The following is a 25,491-nucleotide window of genomic DNA, read 5'->3' on the forward strand; positions in this document are numbered from 1 at the left end:
TGGTCTCCGATGTTGCACAATCGGTTGTGCACTCTTCCCTAAGAAAACCACGTAACCCCTCCAGTTGCGTGGCGATCAATTGGGGAATTGGTCCGCACAATCGATGTTGCAATCTAACACCCGGATCGCGCAGACTGTCAACATGGCGAATTCATTCGGGCCGGGAAATTTTCGAAAGCTGCGACCAACCACATGACGGACAAGCAGAAAAGAACGATCTACGACATCGCCGAAAGGGTCGGTGCGTCGCCCTCGACGGTCAGTGCCGCGCTCAACGGGTCGTGGAAGAAGCGGCGGATCAAGAAGGAAACCGCCGAGCGGATCATCCAGGCCGCGCGCGATTTCGGCTACTCGGCGAATCTTCAGGCGCGGGGGCTGCGGACCTCGAACTCCGGACTCGTGGCGCTGCTCATTCCCGACTACAACCGCTTCTTCTCGAACATCGCCCAGACGTTCTCGCGCGAGGTCCGCGCGCGGGGGCAATGCCCGGTCATCGTCTCGACCGACCGCGACCCCGAGGAAGAGGGCACTACGGTCGCCGACCTGACCGCCTATTCCATCGACGCGCTGTTCGTCGCCGGTGCCGCTGCGCCCGACGAGATCAGCCGCCAGTGCCAGGCGGCCCGGATCCCGCATGTCTTCGTCGACCAGCCGTGCAGCCTCGCGGCGTCGGTGGTGACCGACAACCGCAACGGCGCGCGCATCCTCACCGACGAGATCATGGCCTCGATGGTTCCCGAAAGCCTTGCCGCGGGGGAGGGGCCCTACTTCATCGGCGGCGACAGGGGCTTGCCTGCGACGGCCAACCGGATCGAGGGCTACAAGGCGGCGCTCTACGCGCGGCTCGGCGCTGCGCCGGAAGACCACATCCTTGCCACGAGCTACGACGTCGGCGCCGCGACCCTCACCATCGCCGATCTCTACGCGCATCTCGGGCGGCTCCCGGCCGGATTGTTCATCAACTCGGACAGCGTTTTCGAGGGGGTGCTGCGCTTTCTCGCGACCTTGCCCGAGGCAGAGTTGCAGCGCTGCGCGGTCGGGTGTTTCGACTACGAGCCTTTCGGACAGCTTCTGCGGTTCCCGGTCCACATGATCCGCCAGCGCCACCAGATGCTCATTCAGCGTGCCTTTGCATTGCTGGAAGCCGGCGGTCCGCCCAGTGTCGAGATCGTCCAGCCCGAGCTCTACCGCGCGGGCAGCCGATGACCCGCGGCCAGCGGATGCCGGGCGACAACGCGAGATGTCCGTTGCAAGCTCGCGGTGCCGCGGGAAGGGCGGTCTGCGCAATGTCAGCCCGAGCGGGAATGGCAGGTACGGTGGGGTCAGAATCCGATTTCGGGTGGGGCGGATGTTCACCCTGCGCCGGGTCAATGGCTTGCGTGGAACGGAGGTCAGTGCGGTCTCTGGTCAACCGTAATACCCTCGACAACCGAAGTTGCCGAGGGGTAAGGTACTCAAAAGTTACAGCGCCGGGTTCACTCACGGACTCAACGCAGTCGCATAACTAGCACGTCGAATTGACGAATCCAAGAAATTATCATTACGATAATTTCTGATCTGACCGTTTAGCTCAGGTTGCAACAGTCCGGAAGGACGGTAGGGAAATGGACAAGCTCACCTCGATCTTTCAGCTTCGCGAGATGCTCAGCCAGCTCGAGCACGATGTCGGGCTCGACACCCTGAGCCGCATCGAGAGGGACGTGCTGCTGGCAGCGCACAGCCTGAGCGAAGGCACCGGCGCGGTGGTCAGCTCCGAGCAGATCCGCGCGCATCCGCTGCTGACCTCGGTGACGCAGGCGACCTTCTATCGCGCGATGCGTCGCCTTCTGAACTGCGGCTTTCTCGAACGGGCAGACGGCTCTCGCGCCAAGACCTACACGGTGCGCAGTGACCGCATCGACCCCGAGCTGACCTCGCGCTAGCGGCGCCCCCGGGGCACCGCGTCACGCGAAAACGCCAGCAATGCCAGACTTTCAGTGAGCCGAGACGTGACTTCCCTTCAATCCTACCCGGTGGTGATCCTCGCCTACGTCCTGTGCCACGGTCTGACGGCGCTTCTGATCACGCCGCTGCAGAACCAGCTCTTCCCTGACGTAACCTTGTTTGCCAGCCTCCTCTACCTGCCGCACGGGGTGCGGGTGCTGTCCGCCTGGCTGCTGGGCTGGCGGGCCTTCCCTCCGCTCTGCCTCGGGGCGGCGGCCTCGGAGGTGCTTTTCACGCCTGCCGAATTCGGCTCGATCACCGACCCCGTGCTGATCGCCTCGATCGCCATCGGCGCAAGCTCGGCACTGGTGGCCTTCGAAGTGTTCAGGCTCGTCGGCAGGCCGCTCTACGCCGGACGCGAGCGCCGGGTGGACTGGCGCGCGCTGCTGCTGGTCGGCGTGCTGGCCTCGGTGTTGAACTCGGTCGGCCAGGCGTTCGTGTTCTCTGACAGGATCCTGCCCGACCACATGGCATCCATCGTGGCGACATACGCTGCAGGCGATCTGCTCGGCCTCGTCGTCACCACGCTGGGGCTGATGATGGTCTTTCGCTGGATGCGGATCGCGCGTCAGCTCAACGGCGCGTCGCGCTGACACGGCATCCGGCGCGGTTCCTTCCTACGGTTTGACCACGACCTCGCGCGGGCGCTTGGCCAGCGGCTCGGCGGCGCCGTCCTCCTTGATGAGGATGGTCTCGGTAATCTCGATTCCCCAGTCGTCCATCCACAGACCCGGCATAAAGTGGAAGGTCATCCCCGGTTCGAGTTCCGTGGTGTCCTCGGGCCGCAGACTGATGGTGTGCTCGCCCCAGTCCGGCGGGTAGCTGAGCCCGACCGAGTAGCCGCAGCGCGCGCCGCGCTCGATCCCGGCGCGCTCGAGCGGCACCGCCAGCGCGTTGGCGATGTCACAGGCCCGGTTGCCGGCCTGCGCCCAGTGGATGCCGGCCTCGAGCCCTTCGAGCAGCGCCTCTTCGGCCCGCTTCATGTGGTCGGGCATCTCGCCAAGGAACACCGTCCGGCAGAACGGCACGTGGTAGCGGCGGTAGCAGCCGGCGGTCTCGAGAAAGGTCGCCTCGCCGCTCTGGAAGGGGCGCCCGTCCCATGTCAGGTGCGGCGCACTCGCATCCGAGCCCGACGGCAGCATCGGCACGATGGCGGGATAGTCGCCCCAGTGACCGTCGGCCCCCGAGATGGCGTCGCGGTAGATCTCGGAGACGAGGTCGTTCTTGGCCATGCCCGGCTCGATGCGCTCGATGAAGCCGTCGACGATCTTTTCCGAAATCCGCGCCGCGCGGCGCATGAAATCGATCTCGAGCTCGGATTTCACCCGGCGCTGCCAGTTCACGAGGTTGGTCGCATCGCGGAACTCGGCATCGGGGAGCATGTTCGTCAGCTCTTCATGTGCCTTGGCCGAATAGTAGAAGTTCTCCTTTTCCACGCCCACCACGCCATTTTCCAGCCCGAGCGCATGGATATGCTGCGACAGGTCCTGCATCGGGTGGATCCGCGAGCTCTGGATGAAGCGGTCGGGGTAGCCGAAGACGTGGTCGTCGGGCATCCAGACGGTCAGCAGCGCGCCGTTCGCGTCCATCCGGCGGCCCCACCAGAGCGGATCGGAATCGAAGGTGATGAGAACGCCCTGGTGAACGTAGAACGACCAGCCATCGTAGCCGGTCAGCCAGTTCATGTTCGACGGGTTCGTCACGTAGAGAAGGTCGATGCCCTGTTGGTGCATCTCGTATCTCACAAGCTCGAGTCTCCGGCGATATTCCTGCTCCGGGAACGCGGTGAGCTTGTTGCGCATGGGGGACCTCCTGACAATTCGTCCCGGATCACACGACCGGGTGTCCTTCCGCGATACCTTGGTTTCAGGGCGATTTCGAGCCACGGAATGCGGTCCCGGGGCGTGCGGCCCGCAAGGGTGCCCGAAGTGCCGCATCGCTGGGCGGATCGTGGCCGGGCAGGGAAGGGGAAACGCGCCATGCGCGTGGTGCAATTCAGGTCTGCGATACTGACCATTGTTCTGCGTCGCAGCAATGGGTAATTCTATCAGCAAGACGCCAGCAGGCGTTGCAGGATTTCTTGGGGTTCTCTCCTCCTCCCTGGACCCCGGGAATTTGCGGCGACCCTCTCTCCTCCTCCCTGGGGGTCGCCGCTCCCCCTCCTCCTCCTTTAAAGATACTCATGTCGGGTTTACCCTGATCCGCAGAGCCGTATGTCGCCCTCGCGGCACGATCCGTCACCGGAGACCCTCATGGAGATGCTGTTCGAACGCCTTGCCCGCTCGCGCTTCCGGTCGCGGTTCCGCCTGGGCATGAAAGAACGGGATTATCTCGACACGAAGGGCCGGGCGGTCATCGAATCGCATGCCACGGATTTCGTCCGCCAGCGGCTCGCGCCCGCGCAGCCGAAAAACGACGGGCGCCAGACGCCCATGCGAGGGCACCCGGCCTTTGTCGCGCAGCATGCCACGGCCACCTGTTGCCGGTCCTGCCTTGCCAAGTGGGGCACGGGCTGCCCGCCGGGCGCGCCCTGACCGAGGCCGAGCAGGCCCGGGTCGTGGGCGTGATGATGGAATGGATCGACCGGCAGACCGGAGACAGGCGCTAGCGCTCAGCCGGCCCAGGCCTCGGGCACGGTCTCGAGCCCGAAGGCGCGGTCCATGTGCGGCAGGTCGTAGGGGCTGAGCAGCACCGTCTGCGTGCTCGCGGCCAGCCGGCGCGCGCTTGGGGTAAATCCCGCCGTGGCCAGCACCCCCGCCGCTGCAAGACCGTAGTGGCTGCGACCGGCGACGGCTTCCTGGATGGCCTTGTTTCCGACGGGCGAATTGTAGCGCTTGACCTGCAGCCCCACGACCAGCGCGCCGCGCCGGGCGACGATGTCGATGCCCTGGTCGTAGCCGCGTTTGGTGACATCGGCCTCCCAGCCGAAGCGGCGCAGCTGCTCGGCACACCAATGCTCGAATTCCGCCGGGTCCGACGGGTAGCCATCGGCGTCGAACCCGCCCGCGCGGGCATCGGCCTCGACCCGCTCGATCTCGGCGAGCACGAAGTCGATGGCCGCCGCCTCGACACGCCACGGATTGAACGACAGCTCGATGCTGTCGAGGAACTCGCGCACGCACTCCTCGCGCTCGTCCGCCTCGATCCGGCCATAGTCGTTCTTGCGCACCGCAAGCCGGAGATTCTTCGACAGCGCGCCCGAGTGGGTGCGCACGTATCGCGCAAGCTCGCGCTTCTTGCCGGCCGACAGCGTGAGCCCGAAGAGCCGTGCCGCCGCGAACAGGACGACAAGGTAGGTCACGACGATCGCCGGAAGGGCAATGGCCGCGGCGGTGAACGTATCGAGAGTGTAGAAGGCGTAGCCCGCCGCCCCCAGCGCGGCGACCGTGATGAGGCCCAACGCGGGCTCGTGGTCTTTTTTCATTGCTCGTGCGCCTTGGTCATTGGTTTTTCGCCCATCTTACGACGGGCGGAACATTTCGGCAACACGCAACCTGAACATCGGCGCCTAAGAGCCTATGCGTGCAAGATAACTCCGGATCTATCGGCGCACGGGGATGGCTGGATGTGACCGGGCCGGCGCGGGGCTTGCGCGGCAGCGTGCCAAGCGGTTCGATGGCAGGCATGGTCGTTGTTTCACTCACCTCGATTCCGCCGCGCTTCGCGACGCTCGGCCCGACGCTCGAGTCGCTGCTGGCGCAGCGCCCGGCGCCGGACGAGGTGCTGCTTTGCCTGCCGCGGCACTATCGCCGCTTTCCGGAGCCGGTCGTTCCGCCGCCGCTGCCCGCCGGGGTGCGCCTTGTCCGATCGGAGGACGACCCCGGGCCGGTGCTGAAGCTCCTTCCGGCGCTGCGCGAGGTCGGAGGCGCCGGCCACGACCTTGTCGTCTGTGACGACGACTGGCTTTACGGGCCGGGCTGGCTGGCGGCGCTGCTCGGGGCGCGCCGGCCGGGTGTCGCCGTGGCGGGATCGTCCTTCCCCGTGCGCCGGCTGAAACGGCAGGGGCCGCCGATCGCGCAAGGCTTCGCGGGGCTTCTGCTGAACGCCGGGATGTTCGACGAGGCGCTCTTCCATCCGCCGCCCGAAGCGTGGTCGGTCGATGACGTCTGGATCTCGGGCCAGCTTGCGCGCCGGGGCGTCCCGCTTGTCGAGGCGCCCGCTGCCCGCCGGGCGATCACGCCACGCTCGGCACTGGATGCGCTGCAGGATGCCGCCCTCGACGGTCTCAATAGAGCCGCGGCCAACCGGGCCTGCGCCGACTGGCTGCACGACCGGCACGGGATCTGGCCGCCGCTGGAACGGCGCTAGGGAGCCACGCCAGCCGTGGCCGGTGACGGGGCCGCAGGCAACGCGGCTCCGCCGACCACAAAGGCCTCAGCCGAGATGCGTCCGGAACCACTCGAGGGTGCGGCTCCACGCGAGTTCGGCGGCCTCTTCGTCGTAGCGCGGGGTCGAGTCGTTGTGGAACCCGTGGTTCGCGCCCTCGTAGATGTAGGCCTCGTAGGTCTTGCCGTTGGCGTCGAGCGCCTCCTTGTAGGCGGGCCATCCGGCGTTCACCCGCTCGTCGAGCTCACCATAATGCAGCAGGATGGGGGCCTCGATCTTCGGCACATCCTCGGCCGCCGGCTGACGCCCGTAGAAGGGCACCGCGGCGCCAAGCTCGGGGTAGGCCACCGCCGCCGCATTCGCGACACCGCCACCGTAGCAGAAGCCGGTGATGCCGACCTTGCCGGTGACCTCTTCCTGCGCCATCAGATACTCGATGGCCGCAAAGAAATCGTTCATCAGCTTCTCGCCGTCGACCTGCCGCTGCAGCTCGCGCCCCTCCTCGTCGTTGCCGGGATAGCCGCCCATCGGCGTCAGCCCGTCCGGGGCCATGGCGATGAACCCGGCCTTGGCAAGCCGCCGCGCCACGTCGCGGATGTAGGGGTTGAGGCCACGGTTCTCGTGCACCACGACCACGCCCGGTGCGCTTTCGACCCCGGCGGGGCGCACGTAGTAGGCGCGCATCTCGCCGTGACCGTTGGGCGAGGGATAGGTGATCCACTCGGCCTTGATGTCGGGATCGTTGAAGCTCACCTGCTCGGCCAGCGCGTAGTCGGGCGACATCATCCCCAGCACGGCGGTCGCGGTGATCCCTGCGGCGGTATACTTGCCGGCGCGTTCGAGAAACTCGCGGCGCGAGATGATCCCGTGCGCGTAGAAGTCGTAGAGCTCGAGCAGCTCGGGCGCGAAATCCCGGGCGGTCATGCGGGGTTGCTGGGTCATGGTGAATCCTCCCTCGTGGTCATGCCCGGCGGGTCATTCCGCCGGGACCGGCCCGCCCTCCTGGCCGGGCTTGCCCTTGTGCTTCGACGGCCAGAGGCCCTCGATCAGCAGGTAGATGACCGGGGTGACGAAGAGCGTCAGCACGAACGCGAGCGCCAGCCCCCCGGTGATGACCATGCCGATGGCGATGCGGCTTTCGGCGCCCGCGCCGGTCGCGGTGGCGAGCGGCACCGCGCCGAGGATGGTCGCCACCGTCGTCATCGTCACCGGCCGCAGCCGCGTCACCGCGCCCTCGATGGCAGCCTCGCGCAGGGCCATCCCTTCCTCGCGCAGCTGGTTCGAGAACTCGACCATCAGGATGCCGTTCTTGGCCATCAGCCCGACCAGCAGCACGAGCCCGATCTGGCTGAAGATGTTGACGCTCTGCCCGGTCAGCCAGAGCGTCAGCACCGCGCCGGCCAGCCCCAGCGGCACCGTCAGCAGGATGGTGAGCGGCGTGCGGAAACTTTCGAACTGCGCCGCAAGCACGAGGAAGACGATGGCCAGCGCCATGCCGAAGACCATCGCCATGTCGCCCGAACTGCGCTCGAAATCCGCCGCCTGGCCGTCCCAGACCATCGTCGCGCCCGGCGGCAGCCCGGCGACGATCGTCTCGACCCGCGCCATGACCTCGGCCAGGTTGGCGCCGGCGGTCATGTCGGCTTCGACCTCGACCGAATGCACCCGGTCCTGCCGCTCGATGGCCGGGACCGAGGCGGCGGTCTGCACCTCGGCAAAGGCGGAAAGCGGGATCAGGTCGCCGCGATCGTTGCGCAGCAGGATCGACAGCAGGTCCTCGGGCGCGTCGCGGTCCTCGGGCGCGGCCTGCAGGACGACCGGGTATTGCCGCCCGTCGCGGCTGAACTCGCCCACGGTGCGCGAGGCGACCAGCACCTGAAGCGTGGACGAGACGGTTTCAGCGTCGAGCCCGAGATCCTGCGCCCGCAGCCGGTCGACGGTGATCGTCGCGCCGGGCTGGTTCGCGGCATAGCCGACCTCGACACCCTCAAGCGCCGGGTCGTCTTCGAGTTGCGGGGCGATCTCATGCGCCCATTCCGCCGCGCGCTCGATGTCCGGCCCGCCCAGCATGAACTGCAGGCCGCCGCGTCCGCCTCCGATGCCGAGCCCGCCCGAGGGCCGCATCCATGTCTGCACGTCGGTGATCTCCGCCAGCGGTCCGCGCATCCGCGCCATCGCCTCGGAAACGCTCACGTCGCGGGCATCCCAGGGGGCGAGGTTGACGAAGAGCATGGCGCGGCGCAGCTCGCCCCACATGCCCACGATGGTGGTGATGTTGGTCACCACGCCCTCGTCGCGCAGCGGCTCGAGCGCCGCCTCGACCTCGCGCGCGGCCTGGTCCGTGACCGCGAGCGAACTGCCCTGCGGCGCGGTGACGTAGATCCGGAACTGGCCGCGATCCTCGCGCGGCGTCACCTCCTGCGGCAGCACGAGGTAGATCGCCACGCAGGCCGCCACCGCGAAGGCCGCCGCCCCGAGCAGCAGCTCGGGCAGCTTCATCACGGCGGTCAGGCCGCGCCGGTAGCCGCCCTCGACCCAGCCGATCACCCGGTCGACACCACGGGTAAGGAGGTTGGGACGGTTGTCCGAGGGCATCAGCTTCGAGGCCAGCACCGGCGACAGCGTCAGCGCGGTGAGCCCCGACACGGTGACCGCCACGGCCAGCACGATGCCGAACTCGCCGAAGATCTGGCCGATCTCGCCATCCATGAAGCTCACCGGAAGGAACACGGCGATCAGCACGGCGGTGGTGGCGATCACCGCGAAATTCACCTGGTTCGCGCCGGCCTTCGCCGCCTCGGCACGCGACGCGCCCCGCGCGCGGTGGCGCTGGATGTTCTCGAGCACCACGATGGCGTCGTCGACGACAAGGCCGATGGCAAGGATCATGGCGAAGAGCGTGATGATGTTGATCGAGAAGCCGAGCAGCAGCATCGCCATCGCCGCCCCGAGGATCGACACCGGGATCGTCACGATCGGCACGAGGCTCAGGCGCGCCGAGCCGAGGAACAGGAAGATCACCGCCGTCACCAGCAGCACCGCCTCGACGAAGACGTCGCGCACCTCGTCGAGCGTGGTCTGGATGAAGGTCGCCTCGTCGGTGGTCACTTCGAGGCGCATGCCCTCGGGCAGGGTGGGCCGGATGGCCTCGATCTCGGCGCGCACGGCGCGGCTGATCTCGACGGTGTTGGCCTGTGCCTGCGGTTGGATGCCCATGCCGAGACCCGTCGCGCCATCCGAGCGGAAGAGGCTCTCGGAGCCCTCGGGCGCCTCCTCGATCCGGGCCACGTCGCCAAGCCGCAGCGGCCGCGCGCCGTCGTCGCGGATCGCCAGCTGCGCAAATTCCTCGGCCCCCGTGAACCGCGTGCGCGCGAGCAGCTGCAACTGCCGCGCGCCGGTCTCGATCTCGCCGGCGGGCAGCTCGACGTTGTTGGCCTGCAACGCCGAGGTGATGTCGCCGGTGGTGACGCCGTGCGCCGCCATCAGTCCGGCGTCGAGCCAGATGCGCATGGCCGGCGCGCGTTCTCCGTAGATCGCGGCGTTCGCCACGCCGGGCAGCCGGGCGAGCCGGTCGGCGACGTAACGGCTGGCGTAGTCCGACAGCTCCAGCGCGCTCATCCGGTCGGAGGAGAGCGACAGGCGGACCACCGGGTCGCCCTCGCTGTCGTTCTTGCGCACCCGGGGCGCGTCGGCTCCCTCGGGCAGGTCGCGGGCGGCGCGGTCGATGGCGGTCCGCACGTCGTTGGTGGCGCTGTCGATGTCCACCGAAGGATCGAAGACGAGCACGGTGCGCGAACCGCCGCGCTCGCTTTCGGTCGACATGCTCTGAAGTCCCGAAATGCCGGCAAGCCCGCCCTCGATCACCGCCGCGACCTGGTTGTCGACGACGTCCGGCGCGGCCCCGGTATAGCTGACGCTGACGGTCACCTCGGCGGTCTCCACCTGCGGCAGCTCGCGCACGGGCAGGCGCGTGAGCGCCACCGCACCGATGAGCACGATCAGCAGGTTCAGCACGGTGGCCAGCACCGGACGCCTGACAGAGAGGTCGGGCAGGGTCATTGCGAGGGCGCCTCGAGCCGAGCCTGCTCCGCGGCGAGCACCTCGACATCCGCCCCGTCCGAGACATTCGCGAGGTTGGTCACGATCACCGCGTCGCCCGGCTGCACCGGGCCCGAGACCTCGATCATGCCGGCCGCCATGCGCCCGGTGGTCACGCTGACGCGACGGGCGGTGCCGGCCTCGGCGATGTGGATATAGCTGTCATCCCCCGCGACGCTCAGCGCCCGCTCGGGCACGGCCGTCGCCTGCCGCTCGTCGAGCACAAGGGCCGCCCGCAGGAACATCCCCGCCGTCAGCGCCCGGTCGTCGTTGGGCACCCGCGCGCGCATGGCGATGGCGCGGGTGGTCTCGTCGACACGGGTGTCGATGGCGCTGATCTCGCCAATGAACCGCCGGTCCGGCCAGGCGGCCGAGGTCAGCTCGACGAGCTGGCCACGCGCGAGCCGGGAAAGGTAGCGTTCGGGCACCGAGAAGGCGACGTCGATCACCGACAGGTCGTCCAGCGTCGTGACCTCGGTCGCGGTGTCGACGAGCTCGCCGCGCGCAACATCGGTGAAGCCCACCACCCCGGCGAAGGGCGCGGTGAGCGTGCGGTCGCGCAGGGCGGTCTCGGCCAGCGCGTGCTCGGCCTCGGCCCGCATCATGTCGGCGCGCGCGGCCTCGAGGTTGGCCTCGGTGACGCTGCCGCTGCGCGACAGCGCCTGCAGCCGGTCATGGGCCGCGCGGGTCTGGGTCAGGGTCGCCTCGGTCGCGGTCAGGCGGGCGCGGGCCTCGGCATCGTCGAGCCGCAGGAGCACGTCTCCCTCGGAGACACGCGCGCCGGGGTCGATGGCGACCTCGGTGACGCGGCCTGCCGCCGGTGGATGCAGCATCACCGATTCACGTGCCCGCGCCGTGCCGACCGCCTCGACGGTTTCGGCAAAGCGCATGGTCTGCGCCGCCTCGGTGCGCACCTGCAACGGGCCGCGCTCGGGCCGTCCGCCGCCACTGTCCTGCGTGGCGGCGAGCATGTCGCTGGTATAGACGAAGCCGCCGAACCCGGCTCCGGCCAACAGCAGCAGACCGATCAGGACGCGCAACGCTCGCATCACATCAGGACTCCTTGCAAACAGAATTGGCCGCCGGAGGGCTCCCCGGCGCACCATCCGAAGGATGGAGCGGTTCCGGGCTCAAGGAAACCTAACTTATCGTGTGCCGGAAACAGGGCGCTTTCGCGTGGCGCCGGCCTTGTCTGCCTAACTTTCATGCGTTCCCTACAAGGCCACGGGTCTGGGCGGGCGATCCGTGAAGCAGGGCAGCGGCCCCTATTTCCGACGATACCACCAGGAATCTGCAGTGAAGGTCTTGCAAACCCTGCGCAATGGTCACATCCCGCTCATCAGCCGGTCGCCGCGCCGCCCCGCCGCGGGGAGGCCGCAGGCGCCATGCCGCATTCGCCATCGCCCGGAGGCCCGCGCCGCAGCAGGCGCGACACGGGGACAGCAGCGCGAGCTACCGCCAGCGCATCACGGAGGACAGACATGAGATCCGAACGCGCGCGGCTGGCATCGGCGCCCGCCACATCTCCCTGCAGACTCACGGGCAGAGGTCACGCCCGGACCGCGCCCGGCGAAGGCCACGACCTCGGCACTCCCTCGGTGACCGCGGAAGCGCGGGTCGGGCTGGCGCGCGGCATGTCGCCCTCTGGGCTGCGGAACACGACGGGCCACGACCAAGACCGGGCGGCTTACCGCGCCCGCCTCGCCGCAGGGTGCATCAATCCCCGGCCAAATTACCATTCAGCGACTGGGGCCGTGCGATGAGGTGGCTGGCGCTCTGGCTCATGCTGCCGCTTACCGCCACCGCGCAGCCCTCGAACGAGCCGCTCGGTCCGTCGGTGCTCGACACCGGCTCGACCATGGTGCGGACCGAACGCTTCACGCTGCCGGCGGAGGCGGGTGCGGAGCACGAAATCGGGGTTCTGATCCCGCGCCGCGAGGCCCCCGCCGAGGGGTTCCCGGTGGTCTTTGCCCTCGACGGGCAGGCGGTACTGGAACTGTTGACCGACGAAGCTCTCACCGCTTTGCCGGCCCTGCCGGTGATCGTGACGCTGGGCTACGAGACCGACCGGCGCTTCGCGAGCGAGGAGCGGGCGCGCGACTATACGCCGCCGTCCGCCGATGGCCGCCCGGTGGAGGACCCGCGCGGCCGGCCCGGCGGCGGGGCGGCCGCCTATCTCGGGCTGCTCGAGACGGAGGTCATTCCCCGGGTCCGGACGCTGGCGCCGGTCGACATGGACCGCAGCACGCTCTGGGGCCACAGCTACGGGGGTCTCTTCGTGCTGTATGCCGCGAGCCGACCCGAGACGCCCTTCACGCAATATGTCGCTGCTAGCCCATCGCTCTGGTGGGACAACGGCAGCTTCCTCGCCCGGCTCGAAACGCAGGTTGATCGCTGGCCCGGCAGACCGCTGACCATCCACAAGGGGGAGCTGGAGCGCGCACGCGCCTCGCACCCCGACACGCCAGATGCGCAGAGACTGGCGCAGATGCGGACGGCCCTGCCCGAAGATGCGCTGGAAGGGTTTGTCTCGACTCTCGCGGCGGCCGGGGTTGCGGTGGACTACGAGGTCTTTCCCGGCCTCAGCCACGGCGAAACCTTCCGCCGGTCCATCCGCTTCCTTCTCGAAGGCATGGACGGTGCAAAGCGCTCGCGTCACTGAGGCTGGCCGTCTTCGCGGCGCCACTGCGCAAGCCTCGCCCCGCGCCACCTGCACGCCGGCGCCGCCCGTTCGGAGACCACCGTCATTCCGGCAACGACCGAGAGCATGGCGGATGGGGGCGCCACCACGAGCTGGAGGTGAAATCCGTCGCCGGGTGGTGATCGGCGCTGCCCACGGGACCGAGGGCCGCCATGTCGCGGCCCTCTCCAACCGAAGCAAGCTGCCGGGACGGCGCAGCAGCGGCAACCTAGAACGCGTCGTCGTAGGCGAAGAGCGCCGGCGAGCCGCCGGTGTGCAGGAAGACGACCGGCCCCCGCAAGGCGCCGTCGCGGGCAAGGCTGACGAGCCCGGCCATGGCCTTGCCGCTGTAGACCGGGTCGAGGAAGATGCCCTCGAGCCGGGCCACCATCGTCACCGCCTCGTGCATCGCCTCGGTCGGCTGGCCGTAGCCGGCCCCGACGAAACCGTCGTCGACCGTGATCTTGCGGTCGAGCGCCTCGGTAAACCCGTGGGTGTCCACCGCCTCGGCGACGATCCCGCGCACCTTGTCCGACAGCTCCTGTTCCGACGACGATACGGACACGCCGAGCACCGGGGTCGCGGTGCCGAGCACCAGCCCGGCCTGTGTCCCGCCGGAGCCCGACGCCATCACGATCTGCGTGGCCTCCACGCCCGCCGAGACGAGCTGCGCGTCGAGCTCCTGCGCCGCCTGCCGGTAGCCGAGGGCGCCGGTCACGTTGGAGCCGCCGACCGGAATGACGAAGACCTTGCGCCCCTTCGCCTCCAGCTCGCGCACCGTGGTCTCGATCACCGCGGCGGGGTCTTCGCCATGCGGCACCCGGCGGATGTCCGAGCCAACGAGCCGATCGAGCACGAGATTGCCGCCGCTGGCATAGGTGGCGGTGCGCCCCTGCACCGCTTCCGCCAGCACGAGGACCGAAGACAGGCCCAGCCGCGCGGCGGCGGCGGCGGTCTGCCGGGCATGGTTCGACTGCAGCGCTCCGGAGGTCAGCACGGTGTCGGCGCGCGCGCGGATCGCCTCGAGCATCAGGTACTCGAGCTTGCGCACCTTGTTGCCGCCCATCGCGAAACCGGTCAGGTCGTCGCGCTTCATCCAGATCTCGAGCCCGAGCGCGTCGGACAGCCGCTCGAGCCGCTCGAGCGGGGTCGGCAACTGGGCGAGGCTGAGCCTCGTCTGCGATTGGTCGATCTGGTCTTTCATTGGAATTCTACCTTCTTGGTTTGATCTCGGGGCAGCTCGGCAACCGGGGTCTCGGGGTCGCGTTTCAGCAGATCGAGCGCGCAGATGTAGCCCATTGTCATATGCGGGCCGACGGTGGTGCCCGCGCCGATCGACCGGGTTCCGATCGGGTTCGCCATGGCGTTCCCGGCAGCGTAGAGGCCGGGGATGGGCACGTCCTGCTCGGTCAGCACGCGGCCGAACTCGTCGGTGCGCGGGCCGCCCTTCGTGCCGAGGATCGACCGGTTGGCCGGCATCGCGAAATAGGGGCCCTTGCCGATCCCGCCGAGTGCGGCGTTCTTCTCCCCGTCCTTCCAGTTGCCCGAGCGGAAGCGCTCCCACATCGGCTCGCCGCGATGGAAATCCTCGTCGCGGTTTCGGGCGCAGAAACCGTTGAAGCGCGCGACCTCGGCTTCGAGTGCCTTCGGATCGAGACCGATCCTGGCAGCCAGCGCTGCGATGGTCGGGGCGCTGCGCATCCACCCGCGCGACCGCAGCGCGTAGTAGGTGAACGGCAGCGACCGGAAGAGAAAGCGGCGGTCGCAGATCAGCCAGGCCGGAAGGTTCTCGGGGCGGCCGTCGGGAGTCTTGCGGTTCAGCGCGGCGCCGAGATTGTAGTCGTATTCGCTGACGAAGCGTTTCGCGTGGGCGTTGACGATGATCCCGTGCGGGCCGACATGCCAGGCGACGGGCATGCCGTGCGCGCGACCCTCGTAGCGCGTGGGAAGGGCTGGGTGCACATTGGCTTCCCCCATGGCGTCGAGCGCAGCCCCCGCCGAGAGCGCCAGCGAGACCGCGTCGCCCGAATTCGTATCGGGCGAGCAGAGCCAGTCGGTCTCGCCGGGGAAATGCTCGGCGTAAAGCTCGCGGTTCCATTCGAAACCGCCGGTGGCAAGCACCACGCCGCGGTCGGCCAGCAATTCGGTGCCGTCGGCCAGACTCACGCCCGTAACCCGGCCCTCATCGCGCAGCAGCCCGGTCACCGAGGTGCCGAGGCGGATGTCCACGCCGTGTTTCTCGGCGCCCCCGATCAGCCCGGCCATCAGCGCGCTGCCCTGTCCGCCGATGTTGCCGAGCCAGCGCTTGAGAAGCGTCGGGCCCATGCTGAACAGCGTGCGGACCGGCCGGCCCCACGGGTTGGGCGAGAACATGTCGTGGTAGGTGAAGAGATGCGGCAGGGTCGAGCCGCGCATCTTGTCGGCGAACCGCCCCGCGACGGCACGCGGCAGCGCCAGCGGCGAGAGCATCCGGCCGCGGGGCAGGGCCCCGTCGACATCCACCGGGTCGGGCTCGGGTGTGAGTGCGAACCGCAGCTCGGTTTCCTGCTCCACCATGCGAAGCATCGGCCCGGATTGGGTGCAGAGCTCGCGCCAATGGGCGGTGAACCGGTTGGCCTGCTCGTTGCCGAGCGCGTTGCGCATGTAATCAAGCGCGATCTCTGGGCTGTCCTCGATGCCCTCGGCGGCCGCGAGATGGTTCGCCGGGGCCCAGATGCCGGCCCCGGACATGGCGCTGGTGCCGCCGATCAACGCGCTCTTTTCGAGCAGCACGACCCTTGCGCCGCCGCGTGCCGCGGCCAGTGCGCAGGTCATGCCGGCGACACCGGAGCCGAGGACGACGACGTCACAACGCCCGGCGAATGATGAGTTTCTGCTCATTCCTGCATTTTCCTGTCATGTTTCGCGGTGCCCGCCGCGGAGTGCATTGCGTAGCGTCAACCTTGGCTGCACGGTCGGGCCGCGCTGTCCGCGCCGGTGCGCGCGACACGTCATGCCGAAGTCACGACGATGAACTCCCCCACACTGAAAACCGCCTTTACCTACGCCGACCTCGACGAAGAGAAGCTCGGCCTGATTTCCGCCTTCATGGCCGTGTGCGACAACGGCAGCTTCGCCGCCGCCGCCGAGATGCTGCGGCTCACGCCGTCGACGGTCAGTCGCAAGATCATGCGGCTCGAGAACCGCCTCGGGGTCCGGCTGCTGAACCGCACCACGCGCCGGGTGAACCTGACCGAGGCCGGGGCGATCTATCTCCGGTCCTGTCGCGCGGTGACCGAGCTTCTGGTCGCCGCCGAGGCCGAGGTGTCCTCGCTGTCGGTCTCGCCGCACGGCCTTGTCAGGGTCACCGTCCCCGTCGCCTTCGGCCAGCGCCACATCGCGCCGCTGTTGTCGGAGTTCCTGCAGGTCTACACGCGGATCGAGATAGAGGCCGCGTTCAACGACCGGTTCGTCGACATGATCGCCGAGAACTTCGACGTCTCCATTCGCATCGGAAACCTCCCCGACAGCTCGCTGGTCGCGAAGAAACTCGCATCTAACCAGCGACTTCTGGTCGCCTCGCCGAAATACCTCGAGCAATACGGGGCGCCGCGGCGACCCGCCGATCTCGCAGATCACGACTGCATCCGCTACCTGCTCTACCGCTCCTCCGGCAACATCTGGCGCTTCGGCCACCGCAAGGGCGAGCGGCCCGAGGAAGCGGTGAGCGTGCAGGGCTCGTTCCGCTGCGACAACTCCGAAAGCGTGCAGACCTTTGCCCTGCAGGGGCTGGGGATCGGCATCGTGGCGGACTACATCTGCCACGATGCCCTCAAGCGCGGCGACCTGGTCCGGCTGCTGCCCGACTGGACCGTGCTGCCCGAAAGCGGGATCTATGCCTGCTGGCCCGGAAACCGGATGCTGGTGCCGAAGGTACGGCACCTGATCGACTTCCTGCACAGCCGGCTGCAGCAGGTTCCGTGGGAGGATCTGGCCTGATCGCTGCATGTCCCGCCCTCAGTAGCGCCCGGTGAAGACCGGGCGCGCGACCGAGGCGCGCACCATGTCGATCATGGTGATGAAATCGAACACCGGAAGCCCGGTCGCGGCCTGCACCGCCGCCGAGTAGGGCGGCAGGTTCGAGCATTCGATCAGGATCGCCCGGATCTTCGGGTTGGCCTCGATCATGGCGCGGGTGACCGCGACCGTCTCGGCCTCGACCGCCTCGGTATCAAGCACCCCCTCCTCGTCGAGGATGCCCCGGCGAAAGGCCGGCTGTTCCTCCATTCCGGCGACATGGACCGTGCGATTGCGCTCGGGCCACGCCATGTCGAGCACCCGCGCGGTCATGCTGCCCGCGTGGGCGCAGACGACGCCGATCTCGGCCCCGGGCGCCAGCAGGCTGGCGATGAAGGGCAGTTGCAGCATCGACGACATCATCACCGGCACGTCCACCGCCCGTGCGACGGTGTCCTGGTAGGCGAGCATGAAGCCGCAGTCCGAGGTGATCGCCTTGACGCCCTCCCGTTCGAGCTTCTGCGCCGCGGCGATCATCGCCTCGATGGCCGAGGTCTCGCCCCGCTCCACCAGCGCCTCGATGGTGACGCCGGTCACGGTCTCGTAAAGCACCGGGTAGCCGTAGGTCGAGGCGTTGCCCACGTCCCCCGGAGGGAACGGATTCCAGCATTCCATCAGCAGGATGCCGATGTCATGTCCGTAGCTCTGGCCCCCCCGGCGGGCGTGGTAGATCGGCACGGATCAGGCTCCTTCGGCGTGGGCGCTGAGATAGCGGAAGGGATCGGAGTTGAAGATCGCCCCGCCCGACACCAGCAGCGTGGCGCCCGACACGTAGGAGGCGGCATCCGACGCGAGGTAGACGGCGGCGCCGGCCACGTCGTCGGGCTGGCCGATCCGGCCCAGCGGGTAGAACTTCGCCTTGTCCGCGATGATCTCGTCCGAGGTCAGCACGTGGTCCAGAAGCGGCGTCTGGACGATACCGGGCGCGATCGAGTTGACGCGGATGCCGAAGCGGCCGAGCTCGACGGCGAGCGTGCGGGCGATGTGGGTGATCGCCATCTTCGCGGCGCCGTAGCAGCCTTCGCCGCCGGGGCAGGCGTTGAACGCGTCGAGCGAGGACATGAAGATCAGGCTGCCACCATCATCGCCCGTCTTCATTGCGCGGGCCGCGGCCTGCGCGCCGTAGACATAGGAGGTCACGTTGAGCGACCACATCTGGTCGAGCGCCTCGGCGTCGACATCGGCCCAGTCGGTCATCGCCGCGTCGATGAAGCCGCCGGCGTTGTTCACCCAGATGTCGACCTTGCCGAAGGTTTCGAGCGCGGCATCGGCCAGCGCCTCGACGGCGGCCTTCGAGGTCACGTCGGTCGAAACCGCGAGCGCCTCTCCGCCGGCATCGGTGATTTCCTTTGCGAGGCTGTCGAGATCCGCCTGGCCGCGCGACGCGAGCACCACCTTGGCGCCCTGTTCGGCATACGCGAGCGAGATGGCCCGCCCGAGGCCCTTGCCGGCGCCGGTGACCACTGCGACCTTGCCGGTAAGAGTGAAGTCCATCTTCTTTCCTTTCAGTTTAGCAGAAACGTGTTGCGATAGAGGCGCATGGCCGCGTCCATGGCATCGCGCCGCAGGGCGCGGGCCGGGTAGGGGGCGCCGGTCTCGACCGGCAGCGGCATGGGGCAGTCGCGACCCAGCGCGATGTCGGCCAGCATCCGCCCGAAGTAGCAGTTGGGCGCGATCCCCCGGCCATTGCATCCGACGGTGCCGATCAGGCCTTCCTCGGGCGAGATCAGCCGCGGCATCCCATGCGACGTGAGCCCCAGCGTGCCCTGCCAGACATGGCTCCAGTCGAGCGGCGGCAGCCCCGGCCAGAGCCGGTCGATCACGCGCTGCGCCCAGGCCTGCGGCGCGCGCGCCCCGTCCGAGAGGAACCCCAGCGAGCCGACCATCAGCCGCCGGTCCGGGTCGAAGCGGAAGAACAGCGGGATGCGGTGGGTGTCGTAGAGCGAATGCCCCTGCGGGAGGATCCGTTCGCGCGCGGCGTCGGGCAGCGGTCGGCTGGCGACGCCGAAAGCGCCGCTGGTCACCAGCGGGTCGGAGAACGCCGGATGCAGCGCCCCGGTGTAGGCGTTCGTCGACAGGATGACCTTGCCCGCGCGGACCTCGTGACCCGAGGCGGTCGTCGCGCACCACGCGGCGCCGTCACGCGCAAGCCCGGTCACGCGGCTTTCCTGGTAGAGCCGTGCCCCGGCCTCCTGTGCCGCCCACGCCAGTCCCCGGACAAAGGCGAGCGGCTGGATCGTGAAGCCGCGCCGATCGAGCATCGCGGCGGCCCAGCGGGTACTGCCGGTGAGGGCCGCGAGGTCGTCGTCTCGGGCCATCTCCACCGGTTGCCCCAGCGCCTGCCAATCGTCGCACTGGCGTTCCAGCAGCTTGGCCGAGGCGCTGTCGTGGGCGGCCCGGATCACCGGGCGGAAGTCGGCGTGGCACGCGATGCCGTGGGCCTCGATCAGTTCGCCGACCAGCGCCGGCGCGCCCCCGAGTTCGGCAAGGAAGGTCTCGGCGTGGCCGGCCCCCAGCACGGCGCGGATCTCGGCCGGTCCGAGGAACTGGCCCGGGTTGACCATGCCGGCGTTCCGTCCCGAGGCGCCCTCGCCGATCTCGCCGGCTTCCAGCAGCACCGCGTCGGCACCGTTCTGCGCCAGCCGCAGCGCCGCCGAGATGCCGTTGAAGCCGCCGCCGATCACCAGCACGTCGGCGGTGACCGGCCCGGTCAGGGTCGACGCGGCAACCGATGGGCCGGCAGTGGCATGCCACATTGACGAGGGCAGGGCCCGTTCGGCGGCCGCCAGCCGGCTGCGGTGGGCACGGGGCGGGGCACTCCTACGCATGAAGGATCTCCGCCTCGGACATTTCGCCTTGCCACAACCCGTTGCGAAGGCACGCGACGCGACGCCCGTCGCCGTGGACCTCGGCGGGGCTCGTGCTTGCGCAGTCCTCCCTGGCAAAGGGGCAGCGGGTGCGGAAGCGGCAGCCGCTCGGCGGCGACATCGGGCTCGGCAGTTCGCCCTCGAGCATGAGCGGCACCATGCCCTCTTCGCGGCCCGACAGCGTGGTCGAGATCAGCGCGCGGGTGTAGGGATGCTGCGGCGCGCTCCAGAGCTTGTCGACCGGGCCCGCCTCGACGATGCGCCCGAGATACATCACCGCGATGTCGTGGCTCACGTAGCGGATCACGTCGAGGTCATGGCTCACGAAGAGCATCGACAGGCCGCGCTCGGCCTGCAGCTCGACCAGCAGGTTCAGCACCTGTGCCTGCACCGAAACGTCGAGGGCCGAGACCGGCTCGTCGCAGATCAGCAGCTCGGGATCGAGCACCAGAGCGCGGGCGATGCCGACCCGCTGGCGCTGGCCGCCGGACAGCTGGTGCGGCAGCCGGTCGAGGAACGCGGCGGGCAGGCCCACCCGGTCGAGCACGGCGCGCGCCTTGGCGCTGCGCTCGGCGCGGGTGCCGAGCTTGTGCACATGCAGCGGTTCCTCGACGAGCTGGCGAATGGTCGAGCGCGGGTTGAGCGACCCCATCGGGTCCTGGAACACCATCTGGATGCGCCGCGCGCGGGCCAGCCGCGCCGCCTGTCCACGGCTCATCACCGCGTTCCCGTCCATCCGCAGGTTGCCGTCAGAGGGCTGCTCGAGCCCGGTGACCGCGCGGGCGAGGCTCGACTTGCCGCAGCCGGATTCTCCGACGAGGCCGAGCGTGCGGCCCTTTGGGATGTGCAGCGTGACGCCGTCCACCGCGTGAACGATGCCGCCGCGCGTGGGGTAGCTGACGCTGAGGTCGTTGATTTCGAAACGCTGCATCAGCTTGCCCTCGCGCGTGTTTCGGTAAGGCCGTCGGCATGGTGACAGGCGGTGAGCGATCCGCCGGCGGGCCGGATCGCCGGGATCTCGGCGGCGCAGAGCGCCGTGGCCCGCGGACAGCGGGGCCGGAAGGCGCAGCCGCTGGGCCGCCGCGAGGGTTGCGGAACCGTGCCGGGAATCTCGGTCAGGCGTTCGGCACCGGTTGCGATGGCGCCCCTCGGACGCGCCGACAGAAGCCCCCGCGTGTAGGGGTGCCGGGGCGCCGCGAAGATGTCCTCGGCCGCGCCGGTCTCGACGATCCGGCCGGAGTACATGACCGCCACCCGGTCGGCGATCATGCGGACCGCCGGCAGATCATGGGTGATCATCAGGATCGACAGGCCGATGTCCTTCTGAAGCTGGCGCAGCAGCTCGATGATCTGGGTCGAGATGGTGACGTCGAGCGCCGTCGTCGGCTCGTCCGCGAGCAGCAGCGACGGGTCGCCGGCAAGGGCGATGGCGATCATCACGCGCTGGCGCATGCCCCCCGAGAGCCGGTGCGGATACTCGTCGAGCCGCTTCTCGGCCTCGGGGATGCGGACGAGGTCGAGAAGCTCGACCGCACGCCGGCGTGCGGCGGCACCGCGCAGGCCCTTGTGCAGGTGGAGCGCCTCGGTGATCTGGCGGCCGACCGTCAGCACGGGATTGAGACAGCCGAGCGGGTCCTGGAAGATCATCGCGACCCTGCCGCCACGCACCTTGCGAAGCTGGCGGGGCGAGATGTCCGACAGCGACTGCGCGCCAAGGCGGATCTCGCCTCCGGTCACCCGCATCGCGTCGGGCGGCAGCAACCCGAGGATCGCCAGTGCCGAGAGCGACTTGCCGGCGCCGGATTCGCCGACGAGGGCGAGCGTCTCGCCGGCGCGGATGTCGAAGCTGACGTTCTCGATCAGCGCGGCCGGGCTCCTGTCGCGGGTCTCGATCCGGAGATCGCGCACCGTCAGCAGCGGCGCGCCGGGCTCAGCGCTTGCGGAGATGGGGGTTGAAGGCGTCATTGATCGCATCTCCAAGAAGGTTGAGGGCAAGGACGGTCATGATCACGAAGCCGCCGGGGATCAGGGCGATGTACCAGGTGGTGCGGATCGAGGGCCGCCCGAGGTTGATCATCGTGCCCCAGCTCATCACGTTCGGATCGCCAAGGCCGAGGAAGGCCAGCCCGGCCTCGGTGATGATCGCCGTCGCAACGAGCACCGAGGCGATCACGATCACCGGCGAGAGCGAATTGGGGATGACCTGCGACAGGATGATCCGCAGGTCGGTCATGCCGATGATCCGGCAGGACTGCACGAATTCGCGCTTCTTCACGCTCAGCACCTCGGCCCGCATCAGCTGGGCGACGGCGGGCCAGGACACCAGCGCGATGGCCAGCACGATGGTCCGGATCGAGGGCGCGGCGACGGCGACGATCACGATGGTGAAGAGGAACGAGGGCACGGTCTGAACCGCGTCGGTGAAGCGCATGAGGATGGCGTCGACGCGACCGCCGTAGTAGCCGGCGGCCGAGCCGACCGCGATGCCGATCACGAGCGAGATGCCCGCCGACACCAGCCCCACCAGCAGCGAGATCTGAGCGCCCCAGAACATCGCCGCCGTCATGTCGCGGCCAAGAACATCCGTTCCCATCAGCGTCGCGCCGGAGGCGGGCCAGATGTAGGGCCGCCCCACCATGGCCCAGGGGCCGAGCGGGAAGAGGATCGGCGCAAGCGCGGCCATGGCCACGATCACCAGCATCAGGATCAGCCCCGCGATCCCCTTGGGCGAGGTCAGGACACGGCGCATGAGCGGGAAGCGGGCGGGCTTCGTCGTGTCGGTCTCGGCGGCGGGCGCGGTGGTGGCGGTGTTGGGGGAAATGGTATCGGTCGAGGTCATTTGGTCAGCTCCACCCGCGGGTCGAGTTTCATGTAGATGAGGTCCACCAGCAGGTTCACGATCACGATGATGAACGAGCAGACGATCAGGATGCCCAGCAGCAGCGGGAAATTCCGGGCGAAGACGGCGTCGTAGGCCAGCCGTCCGACGCCGGGCAGGCCGAAGATGGTCTCGGTGAGGATCGCCCCGCCGAAGAGTTCCGTGATCTGCAGGCCGGCCATGGTGACCACCGGCAGCAGGGCGTTGCGCAGCGCGTGACCGAGAATGACCCGCACCTCGGAGAGCCCCTTGGCGCGGGCGGTGCGCACGTAGTCCTGCGTCATCACCTGCAGCATCGAGGCGCGGGCGAGGCGGGCATAGATGGCGATGTAGAACAGCGACAGCGACACCACCGGCAGCACCAGGTGCCGGGCCATGTCGAGCGCGGTGTCGATCAGGTTGCCTTGCGCGCCGGCGGTCGTGAGCCCGGCCAGCGGGAACCAACCGAGTTGCACGGAGAAGACGAGCATCAGCCCTAGCGCGGTCAGGAAGATCGGCGTGGCGTAGCAGGCGAGCACGATCATCGACAGGATCACGTCGACCGGCCGGTGCGCGTGGCGGGCGGCAAGCACCCCGGTCAGCGTGCCGACGAACACCGACAGGATGACCGACAGCAGCACCAGCAGCGTCGTCGCGGGCAGGCGCTGCAGCACCACGTCGAGCACCGGCTGCGAATGCGGCCAGCTGTAGCCGAGATCGCCGGTCAGCACGTTGCGGACGTAGTCGAACAGGCGCACGAGCAGCGGGTCGTCGAGACCGAAGCGCTTGCGCAGCGACGCCATCAGCTCGGCATCCATGTCACCGCCCCGGCCCGCGAGAACGTCGACGAGGTCCCCGGGCACGGCGTTGAGCAGGATGAAGTTGCCGACGATGATCAGCAGGATCACCACGGCGGATTGGATCAGCCTGTTGCGCAGGTAGTATCCCATGGGTTTGGCCTCTCGGGGGCAGAAGGGCAGGGGCCCGCGCGGGGGTCTTCCCCCGCGCGGGCAGTTCGGTGATCAGGCCTTGGGATCGAGCCAGACGTCGGCGAAGTTCGCGTAGGAGCCATGCGCGTTGATGGTGTGGTTGTGCACGCGCCTGTTGGCGACGGTCACCGACTCCACGGCCACCAGCGGCAGCACCGGCAGGTCGGTCATCGCGAGCTTCTGGAAGTCGTGGTAGAGCTTGATGCGCGCCTCTTCGTCCATCTCCGCCGAGGCGGCCTCGAGGATCGCGTCCATCTCGTCGCTCATGTAGTGCGAGCCGTTCGAGAAGCCGACGCCCTGCTGGAAGCTCTCGGACCAGAAGGTCCGGTGGGTGCCGATGGTCGGGTCCGAGCCGCCGGTCAGCAGGTTCACGGTGAACTGGAAGTCGCGGTCGGTGTAGACCCGCTTGACGAAGCCCGCGAAGTCCTCGTTGCGCACGGTGAGGGTCACGCCGATGGCGCGGAAGGCCTCGCGCAGGTAGTTGGCGGTCATGTTCTGGTATTCGCCGTAGGGCAGCGGATCGATCGTCAGCTCGAGCGTGCCACGCGGATAGCCGGCTTCTTCCAGCAGCTCGACCGCGCGCATCGGATCATAGTCGTAGGCCGGCACGTCGGTCTCGTCGTAGAGCTGGGTCAGCTGGTAGTGCAGCGGCGTGTTGGCCGCCTTGCCGTAGCCGAAGAAGACGTTGTCGGTGATCCACTGCTTGTCGATCGCACAGGCCAGCGCCTGGCGGACCCTGGGGTCGGACATCACCGGATCATCGAGGTTGAACTCGATCATCTGCACCTCGTTCTGGAACTCGTAGCCCCGGGTGGTGATGTCGAAGTTGCCGCTCTCCTCGAGGCGCGGGATGTCGGGCTTGGGCAGCAGCGACTGGTTCACAAGGTCGAACTCGCCGGACTCGAGACCGGCGGTCACCGTGGCGGGGTCCGAAACGAAGCGGAAGACCAGCGTGTCGATGTGCGGCTTGTTCTCGTCCCAGTAGTCGGGGTTCTTCTCGAGCACGAGGTTGTCGCCCGCGACGAAGGACACGAAGCGGAACGGGCCGGTGCCGACCGGCTCGAGGTTGTAGGGGTTGGTCATCGGGTCCGTGCCCTCGTAGAGGTGCGCGGGCAGGATCTGGGTCTGTTGCGCGGCCAGCGACTTGAGCATGCCCGGCGAGGGCGAGGCCATCACGAAGACGGCGGTGTGCTCGTCCGGGGTCTCGACCTCGGTCACGTCCTTGAAGATCGTGCGGCCACGGCCATGCAGGACCTTCCAGACCTCCATGCAGGTATAGGCCACGTCCTTCGAGGTGAACGGCGTGCCGTCATGCCACTTCACGCCTTGGCGCAGGTTGAAGGTGACCCGCAGCCCGTCGTCGCTGACCTCGTGGCTTTCGGCCAGCTGCGGCTGGATGTTCATGTCGAAATCGTAGGTGAAAAGGCTGTCCGAGATCTTCGCGGACACCACCTGTTCGGCGCCCGAGGTGGTCATCGCCGAGGTCAGGATCTGCGGGCTCGGCGAGATCACGAAGGTCAGCGTGCCGCCCTCGCTCTGCGGGGCCTCGATGGCCGCGACCGGGCCGGCCACGCTTGCCACGGCGATGGCCGACAGCGAGGAAAGCAGCATCTGTCTGCGCGTGAGGTTCATGGT

Annotated in this window: 22 protein-coding genes; 7 read left to right on the plus strand and 15 right to left on the minus strand. The window is 68.5% G+C overall.

Features of this window, described 5'->3' with window-relative positions; genetic code table 11:
* Positions 1–192: 192 nt before the first annotated feature.
* From D6860_RS09880 to D6860_RS09890, 3 genes are all read left to right on the plus strand, one after another.
* Complete coding sequence (locus D6860_RS09880) at positions 193–1,206, plus strand: LacI family DNA-binding transcriptional regulator (protein WP_017467976.1); 1,014 nt, start codon at positions 193–195, stop codon at positions 1,204–1,206.
* A gap of 398 nt (positions 1,207–1,604) precedes the next feature.
* The gene (locus tag D6860_RS09885) at positions 1,605–1,922 is read left to right on the plus strand and encodes a hypothetical protein (RefSeq protein ID WP_076624356.1); all 318 of its coding nucleotides are present in this window, start codon (positions 1,605–1,607) and stop codon (positions 1,920–1,922) included.
* Positions 1,923–1,988: 66 nt separating this feature from the next.
* Complete coding sequence (locus tag D6860_RS09890; protein WP_083697852.1) at positions 1,989–2,576, plus strand: hypothetical protein; 588 nt, start codon at positions 1,989–1,991, stop codon at positions 2,574–2,576.
* Positions 2,577–2,600: 24 nt separating this feature from the next.
* Here the strand turns inward: D6860_RS09890 and D6860_RS09895 are convergent, their stop codons facing one another.
* A complete protein-coding gene (locus tag D6860_RS09895; RefSeq protein WP_076624354.1) occupies positions 2,601–3,785 on the minus strand; it encodes a M24 family metallopeptidase in 1,185 nt (394 codons plus the stop codon).
* Positions 3,786–4,235: 450 nt separating this feature from the next.
* On the opposite strand from D6860_RS09895, the gene D6860_RS09900 reads away from it, so the two are divergent.
* On the plus strand, positions 4,236–4,517 hold the full coding sequence (locus tag D6860_RS09900; protein ID WP_229743317.1) for a DUF4186 family protein: 282 nt from the start codon (positions 4,236–4,238) through the stop codon (positions 4,515–4,517).
* A gap of 77 nt (positions 4,518–4,594) precedes the next feature.
* Here the strand turns inward: D6860_RS09900 and D6860_RS09905 are convergent, their stop codons facing one another.
* A complete protein-coding gene (locus tag D6860_RS09905; RefSeq protein ID WP_083697851.1) occupies positions 4,595–5,407 on the minus strand; it encodes a restriction endonuclease in 813 nt (270 codons plus the stop codon).
* Between the two features lie 200 nt (positions 5,408–5,607).
* Between D6860_RS09905 and D6860_RS09915 the strand changes: the two genes are divergently transcribed.
* Complete coding sequence (locus tag D6860_RS09915) at positions 5,608–6,291, plus strand: glycosyltransferase family 2 protein (RefSeq protein WP_157895883.1); 684 nt, start codon at positions 5,608–5,610, stop codon at positions 6,289–6,291.
* A 66-nt stretch (positions 6,292–6,357) separates the two neighbouring features.
* Here D6860_RS09915 and yghX read toward each other — a convergent pair whose 3' ends face one another.
* From yghX to D6860_RS09930, 3 genes are read right to left on the minus strand one after another with little or no spacing between them, the layout of a single operon-like run.
* Positions 6,358–7,251, minus strand: coding sequence for a YghX family hydrolase (gene yghX, locus D6860_RS09920; protein WP_076624351.1), 894 nt, complete (start codon positions 7,249–7,251; stop codon positions 6,358–6,360).
* 33 nt (positions 7,252–7,284) lie between these two features.
* Positions 7,285–10,368 carry an efflux RND transporter permease subunit gene (locus tag D6860_RS09925; protein WP_076624350.1) on the minus strand — a complete coding sequence of 1,028 codons (3,084 nt, stop codon included), beginning with the start codon at positions 10,366–10,368 and terminating at the stop codon, positions 7,285–7,287.
* Positions 10,365–11,456, minus strand: coding sequence for an efflux RND transporter periplasmic adaptor subunit (locus tag D6860_RS09930; RefSeq protein ID WP_076624349.1), 1,092 nt, complete (start codon positions 11,454–11,456; stop codon positions 10,365–10,367). Before D6860_RS09930 ends, D6860_RS09925 begins: the two co-directional genes overlap by 4 nt.
* Before the next feature lie 710 nt (positions 11,457–12,166).
* Between D6860_RS09930 and D6860_RS09935 the strand changes: the two genes are divergently transcribed.
* Positions 12,167–13,069: an alpha/beta hydrolase gene (locus tag D6860_RS09935; RefSeq protein WP_076624348.1), complete on the plus strand. Its 903-nt coding sequence runs from the start codon at positions 12,167–12,169 to the stop codon at positions 13,067–13,069.
* A gap of 247 nt (positions 13,070–13,316) precedes the next feature.
* Here D6860_RS09935 and D6860_RS09940 read toward each other — a convergent pair whose 3' ends face one another.
* Together D6860_RS09940 and D6860_RS09945 are read right to left on the minus strand one after the other, a co-directional pair.
* Positions 13,317–14,291 (minus strand): D-cysteine desulfhydrase family protein, encoded by a 975-nt coding sequence (locus D6860_RS09940; protein ID WP_076624347.1) that lies wholly within the window; start codon positions 14,289–14,291, stop codon positions 13,317–13,319.
* Positions 14,288–15,967, minus strand: a complete 1,680-nt coding sequence (locus tag D6860_RS09945; protein ID WP_076624346.1) for an FAD-dependent oxidoreductase — start codon at positions 15,965–15,967, stop codon at positions 14,288–14,290. The genes D6860_RS09940 and D6860_RS09945 overlap by 4 nt, the downstream gene beginning before the upstream one ends.
* Before the next feature lie 129 nt (positions 15,968–16,096).
* On the opposite strand from D6860_RS09945, the gene D6860_RS09950 reads away from it, so the two are divergent.
* Positions 16,097–17,065 carry a LysR family transcriptional regulator gene (locus tag D6860_RS09950; RefSeq protein ID WP_076624345.1) on the plus strand — a complete coding sequence of 323 codons (969 nt, stop codon included), beginning with the start codon at positions 16,097–16,099 and terminating at the stop codon, positions 17,063–17,065.
* 18 nt (positions 17,066–17,083) lie between these two features.
* Here D6860_RS09950 and D6860_RS09955 read toward each other — a convergent pair whose 3' ends face one another.
* The 8 genes from D6860_RS09955 to D6860_RS09990 form a co-directional block, all read right to left on the minus strand.
* Positions 17,084–17,821 carry an aspartate/glutamate racemase family protein gene (locus D6860_RS09955; RefSeq protein WP_076624344.1) on the minus strand — a complete coding sequence of 246 codons (738 nt, stop codon included), beginning with the start codon at positions 17,819–17,821 and terminating at the stop codon, positions 17,084–17,086.
* A 3-nt stretch (positions 17,822–17,824) separates the two neighbouring features.
* Positions 17,825–18,637, minus strand: a complete 813-nt coding sequence (locus D6860_RS09960) for an SDR family NAD(P)-dependent oxidoreductase (RefSeq protein WP_076624343.1) — start codon at positions 18,635–18,637, stop codon at positions 17,825–17,827.
* 11 nt (positions 18,638–18,648) lie between these two features.
* Positions 18,649–19,971, minus strand: coding sequence for an NAD(P)/FAD-dependent oxidoreductase (locus D6860_RS09965; RefSeq protein ID WP_076624342.1), 1,323 nt, complete (start codon positions 19,969–19,971; stop codon positions 18,649–18,651).
* Entirely contained in the window at positions 19,964–20,941 is a 978-nt protein-coding gene (locus tag D6860_RS09970; RefSeq protein ID WP_076624341.1) for an ABC transporter ATP-binding protein, read from the minus strand. Before D6860_RS09970 ends, D6860_RS09965 begins: the two co-directional genes overlap by 8 nt.
* On the minus strand, positions 20,941–21,975 hold the full coding sequence (locus tag D6860_RS09975) for an ABC transporter ATP-binding protein (RefSeq protein ID WP_076624340.1): 1,035 nt from the start codon (positions 21,973–21,975) through the stop codon (positions 20,941–20,943). Before D6860_RS09975 ends, D6860_RS09970 begins: the two co-directional genes overlap by 1 nt.
* A complete protein-coding gene (locus D6860_RS09980) occupies positions 21,941–22,849 on the minus strand; it encodes an ABC transporter permease (RefSeq protein ID WP_229743316.1) in 909 nt (302 codons plus the stop codon). The genes D6860_RS09975 and D6860_RS09980 overlap by 35 nt, the downstream gene beginning before the upstream one ends.
* Positions 22,846–23,817, minus strand: coding sequence for an ABC transporter permease (locus D6860_RS09985; RefSeq protein WP_076624339.1), 972 nt, complete (start codon positions 23,815–23,817; stop codon positions 22,846–22,848). Before D6860_RS09985 ends, D6860_RS09980 begins: the two co-directional genes overlap by 4 nt.
* Before the next feature lie 72 nt (positions 23,818–23,889).
* Entirely contained in the window at positions 23,890–25,488 is a 1,599-nt protein-coding gene (locus D6860_RS09990) for an ABC transporter substrate-binding protein (protein WP_076624338.1), read from the minus strand.
* Positions 25,489–25,491: the final 3 nt, after the last annotated feature.

The organism is Salipiger sp. D13, assembly GCF_003703915.1.
Classification (GTDB): Bacteria; Pseudomonadota; Alphaproteobacteria; order Rhodobacterales; family Rhodobacteraceae; genus Salipiger; species Salipiger profundus.